Source organism: Mesorhizobium sp. WSM4815 (assembly GCF_055811575.1).
Window position 1 is genome coordinate 25,054 of record NZ_JBVVQS010000086.1, and the last position, 13,589, is coordinate 38,642.

The 13,589-nt window shown below is 62.6% G+C and carries 10 protein-coding genes; 4 read left to right on the forward strand and 6 right to left on the reverse strand.

Annotated features, from left to right (window positions below):
• Window positions 1–310: 310 nt before the first annotated feature.
• Entirely contained in the window at window positions 311–3,922 is a 3,612-nt protein-coding gene (gene putA, locus AC0L2B_RS09715) for a bifunctional proline dehydrogenase/L-glutamate gamma-semialdehyde dehydrogenase PutA (protein WP_473745124.1), read from the reverse strand.
• 162 nt (window positions 3,923–4,084) lie between these two features.
• Between putA and AC0L2B_RS09720 the strand changes: the two genes are divergently transcribed.
• Window positions 4,085–4,537, forward strand: a complete 453-nt coding sequence (locus tag AC0L2B_RS09720; protein WP_023803583.1) for an Lrp/AsnC family transcriptional regulator — start codon at window positions 4,085–4,087, stop codon at window positions 4,535–4,537.
• A 21-nt stretch (window positions 4,538–4,558) separates the two neighbouring features.
• On the opposite strand, the gene AC0L2B_RS09725 is transcribed toward AC0L2B_RS09720, so the two are convergent.
• From AC0L2B_RS09725 to AC0L2B_RS09735, 3 genes are all read right to left on the reverse strand, one after another.
• Window positions 4,559–5,290, reverse strand: coding sequence for a cysteine hydrolase family protein (locus AC0L2B_RS09725; RefSeq protein ID WP_473745125.1), 732 nt, complete (start codon window positions 5,288–5,290; stop codon window positions 4,559–4,561).
• Between the two features lie 141 nt (window positions 5,291–5,431).
• On the reverse strand, window positions 5,432–6,634 hold the full coding sequence (locus AC0L2B_RS09730; protein ID WP_473745126.1) for a cytochrome-c peroxidase: 1,203 nt from the start codon (window positions 6,632–6,634) through the stop codon (window positions 5,432–5,434).
• 13 nt (window positions 6,635–6,647) lie between these two features.
• Entirely contained in the window at window positions 6,648–7,097 is a 450-nt protein-coding gene (locus AC0L2B_RS09735) for a FixH family protein (RefSeq protein ID WP_473745127.1), read from the reverse strand.
• Window positions 7,098–7,304: 207 nt separating this feature from the next.
• Here AC0L2B_RS09735 and AC0L2B_RS09740 point away from each other — a divergent pair, with 207 nt between their 5' ends.
• Complete coding sequence (locus tag AC0L2B_RS09740) at window positions 7,305–8,225, forward strand: sugar kinase (RefSeq protein WP_473745128.1); 921 nt, start codon at window positions 7,305–7,307, stop codon at window positions 8,223–8,225.
• Window positions 8,226–8,285: 60 nt separating this feature from the next.
• Here AC0L2B_RS09740 and AC0L2B_RS09745 read toward each other — a convergent pair whose 3' ends face one another.
• A complete protein-coding gene (locus tag AC0L2B_RS09745; RefSeq protein ID WP_473745129.1) occupies window positions 8,286–9,320 on the reverse strand; it encodes a class I SAM-dependent methyltransferase in 1,035 nt (344 codons plus the stop codon).
• A gap of 334 nt (window positions 9,321–9,654) precedes the next feature.
• Between AC0L2B_RS09745 and AC0L2B_RS09750 the strand changes: the two genes are divergently transcribed.
• Complete coding sequence (locus AC0L2B_RS09750; RefSeq protein ID WP_473745211.1) at window positions 9,655–11,628, forward strand: putative bifunctional diguanylate cyclase/phosphodiesterase; 1,974 nt, start codon at window positions 9,655–9,657, stop codon at window positions 11,626–11,628.
• Between the two features lie 540 nt (window positions 11,629–12,168).
• Here the strand turns inward: AC0L2B_RS09750 and AC0L2B_RS09755 are convergent.
• On the reverse strand, window positions 12,169–12,591 hold the full coding sequence (locus AC0L2B_RS09755; protein ID WP_091598150.1) for a hypothetical protein: 423 nt from the start codon (window positions 12,589–12,591) through the stop codon (window positions 12,169–12,171).
• 623 nt (window positions 12,592–13,214) lie between these two features.
• Between AC0L2B_RS09755 and AC0L2B_RS09760 the strand changes: the two genes are divergently transcribed.
• On the forward strand, window positions 13,215–13,550 hold the full coding sequence (locus AC0L2B_RS09760) for a hypothetical protein (protein WP_473745130.1): 336 nt from the start codon (window positions 13,215–13,217) through the stop codon (window positions 13,548–13,550).
• Window positions 13,551–13,589 lie beyond the last annotated feature (39 nt).

Below are 13,589 nucleotides of genomic sequence, written 5' to 3' on the forward strand. Positions count from 1 at the left end.
CCGTCGGCGAAGCTGCCAATTTCCCCCCTTGTGGGGGAGATGCCCGGCAGGGCAGAGGGGGGCGCTGTCCCGCCGGCCTGCTGATCAAAGGCATGCCTGCTCCTACCATCACTCTTTTCGCAGAACTTGACGCGCACAACTCGATCAATTTCAGACCGCAACCTTCGGCGCATGGCGGGCAGAAAAAAGCAAAGCCGGCGATCCTTCACGCCCCCCTCTGTCCTGCCGGACATCTCCCCCACGAGGGGGGAGATCGGCCGTCATCTCGGCCTTCGCCAATCGTGGGAATGCAGGAAAGCCCCGGCCGACCCTACGCCGCGGCCAGCAGGCTGGCATTGCCGCCGGCGGCCGTGGTGTCGACGCAGACGGCGCGCTCATGCGCATAGGCGGCCGGGTTGAGCACTTCGCTGACCAGCGGCACGATCGGGCCGGCGCGGTCGGCGATCACCTTGCGCACGATGCGAGCGGCCTCAGGCGTGCCGGAAAAGGCAACGACGTCGACACGAAGCGCGCGTGCCTCGACCGGGTCGGGCCGGCCGTCGATGGCCGCCAGCGGCAGGCCCTTGCCGGTCAGTGGTGAGAGTGCTGCCGGCGCACCCGGCGCGACGGCCAGCACCGCATTGCCGGCGGCGAGCGCCTGGATGGTCTGGGCAAGCAGCGTGTCGGCGTCCGGTCCGAGGCACAGCGCGCGGCCGCGCGGCGACAGCGACAGCGTGTTGGCCTCGCCGGTCGGCCCGGGCAAATCGACCTGGCCGAAATCGATGCTGGCGGCGGCACCGATGGCCGCGGCACCCTTGCCGCGCAAATGCTTCCTCAGCACGGCAACGCGATCCGCCCGCGTCGACCAGCCGCCAAGCGTCGGGTCCGGCAGATTGTCGGCGAGCTCGGTCGCCGTCACTTTGCGGCCGTCAAGAACAGGCGTGCCCGCCTGCGGCCCCTTGCGGAACCGCCTGAGATAGTGCGGCCCGCCGGCCTTCGGTCCGGTGCCGGAAAGTCCTTCGCCGCCGAACGGCTGCGAGCCGACCACGGCGCCGATCTGGTTGCGGTTGACATAGATGTTGCCGGCATGGATGCCGTCGACGAAATGCTGAGCGCGGCCTTCGATGCGGGTGTGCAGGCCGAAGGTCAGGCCATAACCCTTGCGGTTGATCGCGGCGATGACCCCGTCGATATCGTCGGCGTCGAAGCTGGCGACATGCAGCACCGGCCCGAACACCTCGCGCTCGATGTCCTCGATGCCCTTGACCCGAAAGACATGCGGCGCCACGAAGCGGCCATCCTTCGGCGCTTCGAGCTTGGCGATCAGCCGGCCCTGCAGGCCCATCTCAGTGCAATAGTCGCGGATCGATTTTTGTGCCTCCTCGTCGATGACTGGCCCGACATCGGTCGAGATCCGCCAGGGATCGCCGAGGCTGAGCGCTTCCATCGCGCCTTTCAGCATGTCCAGCATCTTCTTCTCGACGTCCTTCTGCACGTAGAGCACGCGCAGCGCCGAGCAGCGCTGGCCGGCGCTCTGGAAGGCCGAGGCCAGGATGTCGCGCACCGCCTGCTCGGGCAGCGCAGTGGAATCGACGATCATCGCATTCAACCCGCCGGTCTCGGCGATCAGCATGGCGTCGGGCGCGGCGGTCTCGGCCAGCTGCTTTTCGATCAGCTTGGCGACCTCGGTCGAGCCGGTGAAGCAGACGCCGGCAATGCGCGGGTCGGCGGTCAGCGGGCCGCCGACCGAGGGACCGTCGCCGGGCAGAAGCTGGATGACGTCTTCCGGCACACCGGCTTCGCGCAGCAATTCGACGGCGCGGAAGGCAATCAGCGGCGTTTGCTCGGCCGGCTTGGCGATGACCGAATTGCCGGTGACGAGTGCTGCCGCAATCTGGCCGGTGAAGATGGCGAGCGGAAAATTCCATGGCGAGATGCACGCGATCACGCCGCGCGCCTCGGTTCCCGTTTCGGCATTGGCCGCCTCGGTCGCGTAATAGCGCAGGAAATCGACTGCCTCGCGCACTTCGGCGACGCCGTCGGCCAGCGATTTGCCGGCCTCGCGTGTGGCGAGCGCGAAGAATTCGATGGCGTTGGCCTCATAGAGGTCGGCCGCGCGGTTGAGGATGGCGGCGCGCTCGGCGACGGCGCGCTTCGCCCAAGCCGGTTGCGCCTCCACCGCGATGCGCATGGCGGTCGCAACCTGCTTGGCGGTGGCCTCGCTGACCGTGCCGACCACTTCCTCGGGCTTTGCCGGATTGACCACCGGACGCTGATTGCCGTAGCCGGTGGCACGGGTGATCGGCCTGGCGTGCCAGCGGTCCGGCCCGGCGAATTCAGCCCTGGCCTTGTCGGTCGCGGCCAGCGTCACCGGATCGGTGATGTCGAACCCCTTCGAATTGCGGCGGGCAGCACCGAAGATCGCCGACGGGCGGGGGATCGCCGGATTGGCGGCCGGCGTCTGTTTCTCGACGGTTTCAAGCGGGTCGCGGGCAATATCCTCCGGCTCGACCTCCTCGTCGGTGAGTTGGTGGACGAAGGAGGAGTTGGCGCCGTTTTCGAGCAGCCGGCGGACCAGATAGGCAAGCAGGTCGGAATGCGCGCCGACCGGCGCGTAGATGCGGCAGCGCGTGCCCTCGGCCCGCCGCACCGTCTCGTGCAGTGCCTCGCCCATGCCGTGCAGGCGCTGGAATTCGAAGGAGTCGCGATCGCCGGCCATCGACAGGACGGCGGCGACGGTGTGGGCGTTGTGGGTGGCGAATTGCGGATAGATGCGGTCGGTCATCGACAGCAGCTTTTTCGCGCAGGCCAGATAGGAGACGTCGGTGTTGGCCTTGCGGGTGAAGACCGGATAGCCGTCGAGCCCGAGCGCCTGCGCCCGCTTGATCTCGGTGTCCCAATAAGCGCCCTTGACCAGCCGCACCATGATGGTGCGGTCGTGCTTCTTCGCCAGCGCATAGAGCCAGTCGATGACGAAGGCGGCGCGCGGACCGTAGGCCTGGACGACGACGCCAAAGCCGTTCCAGCCGGCAAGCTCCGGCTCGGCCAGCACCCGCTCGATGATTTCGAGCGACAGGTCGAGGCGGTCGGCCTCCTCGGCGTCGATGTTGAGGCCCATGCGCGAATGGCGCGCCGCCAGCGCCAGCGACAAAAGCCGCTCGGCCATCACAGGCAGCATTTTTTCTTTCTGCGTCGCCTCATAGCGCGGATGCAGCGCCGACAGCTTGACCGAGATGCCGTGATTCTGGCGGATGTCGGGGCCGTTGGCGCCGGCATCGAGCGACGAGATGGCGTCGGCATAGGCCTTGAGATAGCGCAGTGCGTCGGCCTCGGTGCGGGCCGCCTCGCCCAGCATGTCAAAGGAATAGAGATAGCCTTTCTGGGTCATCGGCCGGCCGCGCTTGACGGCCTCGGCAATAGTGCGGCCGAGCACGAACTGCTCGCCCATTTCGCGCATGGCGGCGGCGACCGCCCTGCGGATGACCGGCTCGCCCAGCCGGCGCACCATGGCGCGCAGCGTGCCTTCGACGCCGTCCTCGCCTTCGTCGAGCACCCGGCCGGTCAGCATCAGCGCCCAGGTCGACGCATTGACGAAGATCGAGCTCGAGCCGCCCGAATGCGCCGACCAGTCATGCGGCGCGATCTTGTCGGCGATGAGGTCGTCCATCGTCTCGGTGTCCGGCACCCGCAGCAGCGCTTCGGCCAGGCACATCAGCGCGACGCCCTCCTTGGTGGACAGGCCGTAAGCGGACAGAAAAACTTCCATCAGCCGCGGATCGGACGAGCCGCGCACCGCCCGCACCAGATCGGCGGCGCGGGCCGAGATTGCTTTGCGCTCTTTCGCCGAAAGCCCTGTCGCCTCGGCCAGCCGCTTCACGGCCTCGTCTTCGTCAGGCAAGTAATTGGCACGGATCTGCTGGCGGATGGGTTCGAGCGCTGGCATGACGGTCCTGTGGAGCGAGCATCAGTGAGCGGTCCGGCGGTCACCGGACCGAATGACGCAAGCTAGCACAAAGTGTAGTTTCGATCGGTCCAAAGAAATCGACAGGATAGGTCGATTGATCTATCATTCGGCCAAATTTCCTCCAATTTGACCAGATATTTGATGACAGAAGACCAATTGGACCGCATCGACAGGAACATCCTGTCGGCGCTGGGCAGCGACGGCCGGCTTTCGATGTCGGAACTCGCGGCAAAGGTCGGCCTGTCGAAGACGCCGGTGCAGGCGCGGGTCAAGCGGCTGGAAAAGGACGGCATCATCCGAGGCTACCAGGCGATCGTCGACCGTGAGCGCATGGGCGAAGGCCATGTCGCCTTCGTCCAGGTGAAACTGTCGGACACCCGCTCGGCCGCGCTCGACGCCTTCAACCGCGCAGTGCAGGCGGTGCCGGAGATCGAGCAATGCCACATGATGGCGTCGAGCTTCGATTATCTGCTGAAAGTCCGCACCACCGACATCGCCGCCTACCGCCGCGTGCTCGGCGAGCGCATCTCCGCCCTGCCCCACGTCGCCCAGACCTCGACCTTCGTGGCGATGGAGACGGTGAAGGACCGGTAGGCGCCCAATGAGCTCGTCAGTTCATCCGGCTCGTTCAAGACGCTCCTGAATTTGCCCCTCGATTGCCCTCAGGAAATCGTCGGACGTCGATGTCCATCCAAAGAGTATCTGCATGAGCGTAATCGAGGCGTCATGGTTGCTCCTTGGGGAGTCCAACGCGATGGGCTCGCTCGTGCAATCCGTCAGCAGGATGCAGTGATAGTCCCTGAAAAAGGCGTCCCGAATTGTCGATTCCACACACACGCTGGTCGTGCATCCTGTCACGATGAGCTGTTTGATGCCTGCGGTCTTCAGAACAGCATCGAGTTCGGTCTCGTAGAAGCCGCTGAACCGGGTTTTGTAGAGGACAACATCCCCCGCCTCCGGCTTTAGGCCGCTGACGATATCCGTTCCCCAGGTGTCGCGGATCAGAATCCGGCTCTCGCTGCCATCCGGCGCTGTCATGTTCTCACCGACCCCAAAGATCTGGAGATGTCGGAGACGATTGGGGGCATCCGATGTCCCGAGATCCGAAAGGTCGGAATGATACCCCATCTTCAGATAAATGACGGGCAGTCTCAATTTGCGAGCGGCCGCTATTACGCTTGCAGTAGGGCCGACAGCCCGTTGAATCCCGGAGATATCGATGCCGGCTCTGTCGAACATCCCGCCTTTCGAGCCGAAGTCATTCTGCATGTCCACGACGAGAACTGCAGTCTTGGCGGGGTCAATTGAAACAGGTTGAGGCTTTGCGTCGATGACAAGTGGCTGCATTTTTATCCTCCCACAGCCTGAGGTATCGCACTTTGCGCCTAGGCTATCATGATCAGCGGCCCTGCATCGTGTCAACAATGGGCGCTACATCACTGGGCGGCCCAAGACAGTGGTCCGCTCTTGTCGCAGACAAACCCGGCTTCACTCCGCCAGCGTCTTCAAGAACGCCACCAGCGCCGCGCGCTCGCGGTCCGAAAGCTGCAGCGGGTGGATCTCGGATACACCCTCGACGCTTGCCGGCGCCTTCGAATAATGCGCCACCACCTCCTCGAGCGAGGAAAACTGCCCGGCATGCATGTAGGGCGGACGGGTGGCGGCGCCGCGCAGCGACGGCGTCTTGTAGGCGCGCACGAGTTCCGGCCCGGCCTTGACCATGAAACGCAGCTCGCCGCAGGCGCTGGCGTCGCCATCGCGAAACGCGCCGAAACAGTTGAACGGATCGGCCTCGACTTGGCGTACCGCATCTATGCGGCCGCGATCCGGCGGCAGATTCGCCACCGACGGCACGCCGGTATTGTGAAAACCGCCGTCCGTAAAACGCGGCCCGGTATGGCAGGTCACGCAATTGGCCTTGCCGATGAACAGCTTTAGCCCGAGGATTTCTTCGGGCGACAAGGCATCGTCGCCTTGCGGTGCCTGTATACCGGTATCCAAAGCGGCGGCGAACCGGTCGAAGCGCGTCTGCGGCGGCGCGATCGATCGCTCGAAGGCGGCGATCGCCTTGCCGATATTGGCGAAGACGCGGTTGACGTCCTCGGCTTGCGCATCGGACATGGCATTCCAGGCAGCCTTCTCGGCATCGCTGCCGAGCGGACTGGCATTGGCCGGCACATTTGAAAGGTCGGGCAGCGGTCGGAAGATGCGCTCGTAGCGCTCGCCGAATCGCGCCTTGATATAATGCGCGTAGGCGGCGCGGTTGCCGGCCTGCTCCAGCGGATTTTCCAGCGGCGCCAGCGCCTGCGCCCAGAGACTGTCGCGCCGCCCGTCCCAGAAGAACCATCCGTCATGCGCAACGCCGGCCAGCGGCATGGTGCGCCGGTTGGTGCGGCCGACACCGACCGCTCGCGGCAGATCGTCCTGGAACTGCCGGTCGATCTTGTGGCAGGTCGAGCAGGAAACCTTGCCGTCGCCGCTCATCCCGGCGTCGAAAAACAGCGTCGCGCCGAGCGCGGCGGCGGCCGGCACGTCGGCGAAGCGGTTTGTGGTGTCGGCTTTCAGCGGCGGCAGGGCTGACAGCGCCAGCGAGGCGATGGTCTTCTTTTCGGCATCGGAAAACTCAGGCTTGCCGCAGCCGGCAAGCACAGCCATCGCCAGCAGCGCGAAAAGTCGCGAAAAGCGGTTCATCTTGCTCCAGCGCTCAGAGCAGCACATTGAAGACCACCGTGTCGGATCCGGCCGCCGCGGAAATGGCGAAATGCAATTGCCACAATCCGCTCATTGTGAATTTCACCCCGCCGATGCGATAGCGGCCATCGCCCAGATAATCGGTCGCGTGCGGGCTGGTCGGCAGACCGTGCCTGTGCTGCGGCATGCCGCCGGATATCGAGATCGCAGCGCCCTCCACCGGGGTGCCCGCATTTGTCTTCAGGGTCAGCAGCCAGGATTGCAGCTCGCCTTGACGGATAACGCCCCGCTCCGGCTCGAAACTGGCTACAAACAGGCCGTTCGCCGTCTCTTTCGACCGGGCAATCTCGGAGCCGGCGAGCCGAGGCGCTTGCGGCGCGGTCAGATAGACGGCGCCGAGAACGCCGGCCAGCAAGGCAGCCAGACCAACACCTGCCAGAACGTAGCGCCATAACGATGCCAAACCTGTTCCTCTTCCAGAAATAACGTCTCACTGAGCGGATCGCGTCCCGTCGCGCAGCTGAGAAAACGCCGCCGGCGCAAAAATCCGCTGCCGCCAAGCATGGCGCTGGCGCCCGCAAAAAGCTACAGCACCGGTCTTTGGTTTTGTGCATGTCGTTATCCCAAAACCGCCGCGCAAGCTGTGGGCGACATGCACCAGGAGAGATACATGGCAGGAAACGGCGTCGCATCGATCGGTGAATGCATGCTCGAGCTTTCAGGCCAGGCCGGTCCGAACTGGCGCATGGGCTTTGCCGGCGACACATTCAATACGCTGTGGGCGCTGCATGCGCTGAGCGGTGACCGGCCGGCGACCTATGTGTCGGCCTTCGGCGACGACCCGTTCTCGCGCGACCAGATCGATTTCTTCGCGCGAAACGGCATCGGCATCGGCGCCAGCCCGATTATACCAGGCGCCCGGCCCGGCCTTTATGCAATCACGCTGACTGGCGCCGAACGCTCCTTCACCTACTGGCGCGGCGACGCCGCCGCGAGGCAGCTTGCCTCCGACGCGGTCGCTTTGGCGAAAAGCCTTGAAAATCAGGCGCTTGTTTACTTTTCCGGAATCACTTTGGCAATCCTGGGCGACGCCGCGCGCAAGACACTTTTGGCGGCGGTGGCCAAGGCGCGCGCCGACGGCTCGCTTGTCGCCTTCGATCCCAATTATCGGCCGCGGCTGTGGCGCCGGCGCGAGGATGCACAGACCGCGATCCTCGATGCGCTGGCAGTCACCGACATCGCGCTGCCGACCTTTCCCGACGAGCAGATGCTGTTCGGCGACGCAGCGCCGCAAAAAACCGCGGAACGGCTGGGAAAGCTGGTCGGCGAAGTCGTCGTCAAGAACGGCGAGGAGCCGGCGCTGATCGCCGCAAACGGGATCGCGCAACCCGTTCCGGCCGTACATGTCGCCGCCCCGGTCGACACCACCGGCGCCGGCGATTCCTTCAATGGCGCCTATCTCGCCGCCCGGCTTGCCGGCCATGCCCCGACCGTGGCGGTGCTGCACGCGCATCGCGTCGCCGCCGCCGTCGTCCAGGTGCGCGGCGCGCTGGCGCCATTCGAGACGTTAAGGGCGGCGTTCGAAGGTTAGGTCAAATCGCGATCGGACTGGCTGCGTCAACCGCCGACAAGCTTGCAGCCCAGGCGGTCGCTATCCGCGCTTTTCGATGACGCCGTAGAGGACGTTGCGGTTCTCGCCAAAGAACACCTGCGCCTCGACGGTGTTTCGGTCGACGCTGGCATTGATGATGTTCCACATATCGGCCTCCGACCGCAGCAGCAACACCCAGTTCATGAACGTCTCCCGGTAGCCGGCGTCAGGGTTGCCCTCGGCATAGTTCGCGAAGAGGAATGTCCCGTTCGGCTTCAACATCTGCAGGCAGGTTTTCGTGAGCTTCACGGCGACGTTGTGCGCAAGGTAGTCGTAAAGGCCGGAGGCATAGATGAAGTCGAACTTGCCAAGCTTGTGGCCCCTCGTGAGCATGGTTCGCACCGAGCCGTCGATGGCCTCTACCGCGCTGCCGTGAAAGTCGCGCGTGATCAATCCAACGCTCTGAGGATCCTGATCGAGCGCAACCCAGCGCTTGAGACGGCCCTCCTGTAAGGCGGACGAGCGATTGGCCTCCCTCAAATGGCCGGCCGCGATCGCCAGGACCTCGGTTTGCGGTCCATTCCTGGTCGCAATATCATCGACATATCGGGTCAAAAGATCGCGTCGTTCGCGCGCCGCGACGCACGACGGCACATCCTTGGTATGCCTGTAGAGCGCCTTGCCGACCTCCGAGGCGTTTGCCACGCTCTCCGCCACGTGCGGATCACAATAAATGTAGTCGAGCAACTGTGCGTCGCCGGAATAACCTCTGGGCTTGTCGTGGGACCACCGCGTGAGCGGATCCTCAAGAAAGTACTCCAGGACCGGGTGGTTCCGCACCACCGGTATCAATGCTTGCCAAACGTCCGGATGAACCTTGATACGCATTGCTTCGAGATGCGACATCAGACGGCGAATGACCTCCGCGGGGTCCTTCTGCTGCTCGATCTGCTGGTGCGTGATGTGGAGAATGAGTGCAAGCTCGACGCGGGCGGTTTCGAACGCTTCGCTATGAGGCTCGAGCTTTCTTCGAGGGAGACTGGCGGCGATCATCTCGGCAGTAATCAGACTTTTGCCATCGAGGATGGTTGCCACCGCAGAACTCCATAATTACATTTAACTAGATATAGTTAGATATTGCCTAAAATTTTATCTTTGCCAAGACACATCTCCGGCATTTTAGCGGTGTCGTTAAATTCCCGCCAACCATGCTGGTTTTTTGGACGCCTTGCGGGTCAGATTCCCGATACGAGTTAACGCAAACCTATATGCGCGACTGCATATTGCTTGCGAGGCGCCGCAATTCGCTGTCGCGCCTGAGGAGTCGGCCGGCGTGGGGGCAGAAGCTAGAAATGAGTTCGGCATGCAAAGCCCGGTTCAAATGGGGCTTAGGGTGACGAACGAATATGCGTCATCCGCATTGGCCGATATGGCCCATGCGGAACCGCTTGAGCGGCGCTACGAGCCGCGGTCCGACGAGCTCCGCAAACTCTACCGAGAGGAAGGCCAGGCGAAGCGAAGAATGGACGCCAGGCCGGGGCTTTGGATCGCCGTTACCATCTACCTGCTGTTTTCGGCAACGGATCTGCTGCTGATACCGGATGTCGCACTCTATACGATCACGGCCCGCTTCGCGGTCGGAGTGACGGCGCTGTTGACCCTGGAAGCACAACTTCGCCGGGGGGTCGCCACGGAATGGATTGACGTGACTTGCGCCGCTGCCATCATCTTTGGCTATGTTGGTTGGTTGTCCCCAGCGGTTATGGGCGCGGACAAGGAAAGCGTCTCTTATTACATGGTCTTCGGCACCATCTTTATGATGAGCGCAAATCTATTTTTCACGTTTAAATTCAGCCTGTCTATCGTGACTTCAAGTATAATTCTAATAATACTGTATATTGTAAACTACTTTGTGCCTTCCGCATTAGCATACAAGATGGTATTTGGAACTTTCTACATATCATGCTTCACATTTACATCTTACGTTAACTGGAAGCTGAACGAGGAACGTTACAACGTCTTCCTCAACGCCCTCGAAGCCAAAATCCAGCACAAGGAAGCCACCGAGCGCGGACAGGCGCTGTTGAGTCTGTCGAGAACCGATCCGCTTACGGGCCTGGAGAACCGGCGGGCGATTGACGAGAAGCTGCGCGACTACTGGAGCGACTGGCAAAGGCATGGCAGCGGTTTTGTGGCGATACTCATCGACGTGGACTTCTTCAAAAGGTTCAACGACTACTACGGACATCAGGAAGGCGACCGCTGCCTGATACTTGTCGCCAATGCCCTTGCCGAAATGATCAAGCACCACAATGGCTCAATCGGCCGCTACGGCGGGGAAGAATTCATCGTCCTGGCTCGCATGGAGAAAAAGGAACAGGTTGCAGGTCTCGCGGAAGCCATTCGAAGCACGGTGGAGAACCTCGCGCTTCCCCACCAGCAGCGCAGGGACGGCACCTCGGTGGTGACGGTGAGCGTTGGTGCTGCCTTCACCAGGCCGCAGACCGGCGCCAAGCTGGAGAAGATCATCCACGAGGCTGATCGTGCGCTCTATCTGGCAAAAGCAGGCGGTCGCAATTGTACCTGGCTGTTCGATCCAAACGATCCCCAGAGCAGCGACGAGAGCGAGAATATTGCGGCTTTGCTGAAGATCGCGATCGGCCAGGATCTCGTTTCACTCGTCTATCAGCCCATCCAGAATGTGGCGTCTGGCCGGGTTGAAGCCGTCGAGGCTCTGATGCGCCTCAAAATGCTGGACGGCACATCGGTTCCGCCGAGTCTGTTCATTCCTGTTGCGGAACGAACCGGCGCGGTCCTGGAACTCGGGCGCTGGGCCATAAGGACAGTGTGCACTGAACTCCTGGCGGACGATCACGTCCGTGTCGTCAGCGTCAACGTCTCTCCAATTCAGCTCAAGACGCCCGGCTTCGCAGCTTCGGTTGCGACGATTTTGAGCGAGACCGGCGTCGCCGGCAGCAGGCTGGCCCTCGAAATCACCGAAGGGCTGGAGATGGAGATGCACTCCGACATTCTGCGCTGCATCAGCGACCTGACGCTGCTGGGCGTCAGGGTATGGCTTGACGACTTCGGGACGGGCTTCGCGGGCCTCTCATGGCTTCGTCTCATCGATTTCGATACGGTGAAGATCGACCGCTCGTTCCTGCATGACTGCGGCACCCCAAGGGGCAAGGCCATGCTGCAGGACATTATTGCCCTGGTGCGAAATCGCGGCCATAAAATCCTGGTCGAGGGGGTGGAAACCGACGAGCAGCTGGCCCTTATCCGCGACTTCGACATCGATAAGATCCAGGGCTTTCACGTCGGCCGACCTGCTCCCGCCGCGAATTTCCGCACCAAACCGGCCACCTACAAACGCACATTGTCGATCGTCAAGTCGGCATGAATGGCGGCGGAGCGATCTGAGCCCTGCAAGCGATCGTCGCCGCTTCCAGCGGCTTTGTCCCAGCCGAATGCGTGCATCCAATTGCTGGGGTCTCTCCTATCGAAGCCGCTCCCGATAGCTGTCGCCCAAATACCGCAGCTCGACATCGGCGAGGCGGAACCGAGCGAGAAGGACAGGGCGACTATCCCGACCGTGAGATCGACTGCCAGGAGGCGATGGAGCCAAGCTTTCAGGCGATCGTCGACTGCATGCTGGGAGCAGGCTGGACGCGGGGAGATCTGCTGTTCGCCGGTTGCGCCGCCGCCGCGAACTGGCCGAACTACTGGCGATCATCGCCATCGTTTCGCGTGGCGATCCAAGGAAATCAGGAAACAGATCAAGCAGCTGTCGGGGGACTAGGGTCAAAACTCAATCAGCCGGTGATCGACAATGGCCGGGATGGAAGGCGGCCCGTCGCTGGATGTGCCCCCACCACGACAGATAGGCGCTCGGGTTTCTCTTTTAGGGCAGCCATAGCCACACTTCCACCCATCGCTTACTTCATGCGGGCATCAAATCGATGACCCGCATGATTGCGACGGCACTGCTCGTGTTCTGGGTGCCTTCGGTCGTATCTGCTTTGGCGCAGGTCCAAACATCGCCCTTCTTGACGGTGAACTTTTTCTCGTTCTGAACGACAGAAAGTTCTCCCTCGGTCAGGTGGCAGAGCATGTCATTCTTCATCACGTTGTCCGGCGTCTTCGCCCCGGGTTGGATTACAACATCGCGTAGCATGACCGTTTTATAAGCTGGTATGACCGAAGCCCGCTCACCAAGCGCTACAACTCTGACACCGGGGCCGACCTCCTTGCCCTCATCGGGGCCGTAAGTCTGTGCGGCGGCTGGGGTCGCCCAAGCGATCAGTGGCGTTGCGGCCACTGTAAGACCGAGTGCAAGTGTGGATCTACGATTGACGGCTTCCATTGCTTCCTCCCTGTCAAAAGTTGGTCGGAAAGGTAGGCCAACAAGTCAAGGATGAGCCGTTGCGGCCCAAAGTCAACTGATCTTCCGTTGGGTTTTGAGCCTAGGGCCGGATGGATAACTGCCTGACGACACAAGGAACTCGGAGTGCGAATTGTTCTTGCCGTGACAGCGGTGCGTGACGCTAGTGAACCCGGCTTAACCCACTGCATCGTCGGCCGCTTCTTCATCTCCTTGGCCGCCTCGCCGGCATGCTGGAGGCCCTTCCACAGCCGCTTCCAACTCAGTGAAGGCGGCGCGGCTCCCGCAAAAGGAAACGCCGAGGTCGGGGCGCAGCTCGCAATTGCACGCTCCATGATCCGCGCCGGCCGGCCACTCTAGAATCATAACTAGCGGACTTCGCGTCTTAGGCTACTCGGAACCGCTTAATGCCGCCGCGGTCCAGAAGCCAGCGCAATGGCACCAAAGGCGGTCATAATCTCACGCCAGACAATTTCCGGAACCTAGTCAGACATTCCAAGGCAGCCTGCAACAAATCGCCTCCCGTCGGCATCCGTTTGCGGCGGTCATGGTTCACCTGCGACCGAATCTGGACACGGCGCAGAGCCAGGACTACTGTCTACCCAATGAGCAGGTTCGTCCGCATCCTCGCAGTCTTCTTCCTCGCGGCCTTCGCCCTCGGCACGGCGGCGCATGCCGCGGCTTTGACGGACATGTCCCTGAAGATGTCGATGGCTGAGATGGACGGCGACATGCCCGACTGCCAGGACTGTCCCGGCGATGACGGCCAGACGTCGGCATGCGACCAGTTCTGCGTTACCTCGCTTGTCGCGATCTGCACGCCTGCCGCGGCCGAGCTGCCGCATTTCGCCGGTATCGTATCCTTGCCTCCCGGCGAACCGTCCGACGGCCGCACCGGTCCGCCTGAGCCCTATCCTCCCCGAACCACCTTCCTGAGCTGACACGGCCGCGGCATCCGCTCGCGACCGACCCGTCGACGC

Excerpts from the sequence above, each read along its gene's own strand:
- AC0L2B_RS09740 (WP_473745128.1), top strand. The coding sequence starts at position 7,305 with ATGGCAGGAAACGGCGTCGCATCGATCGGTGAATGCATGCTCGAGCTT.
- AC0L2B_RS09730 (WP_473745126.1), bottom strand. The coding sequence starts at position 6,634 with ATGAACCGCTTTTCGCGACTTTTCGCGCTGCTGGCGATGGCTGTGCTT.
- AC0L2B_RS09760 (WP_473745130.1), top strand. The coding sequence starts at position 13,215 with ATGAGCAGGTTCGTCCGCATCCTCGCAGTCTTCTTCCTCGCGGCCTTC.
- AC0L2B_RS09755 (WP_091598150.1), bottom strand. The coding sequence starts at position 12,591 with ATGGAAGCCGTCAATCGTAGATCCACACTTGCACTCGGTCTTACAGTG.
- AC0L2B_RS09725 (WP_473745125.1), bottom strand. The coding sequence starts at position 5,290 with ATGCAGCCACTTGTCATCGACGCAAAGCCTCAACCTGTTTCAATTGAC.
- AC0L2B_RS09750 (WP_473745211.1), top strand. The coding sequence starts at position 9,655 with ATGGCCCATGCGGAACCGCTTGAGCGGCGCTACGAGCCGCGGTCCGAC.
- AC0L2B_RS09720 (WP_023803583.1), top strand. The coding sequence starts at position 4,085 with ATGACAGAAGACCAATTGGACCGCATCGACAGGAACATCCTGTCGGCG.
- putA (WP_473745124.1), bottom strand. The coding sequence starts at position 3,922 with ATGCCAGCGCTCGAACCCATCCGCCAGCAGATCCGTGCCAATTACTTG.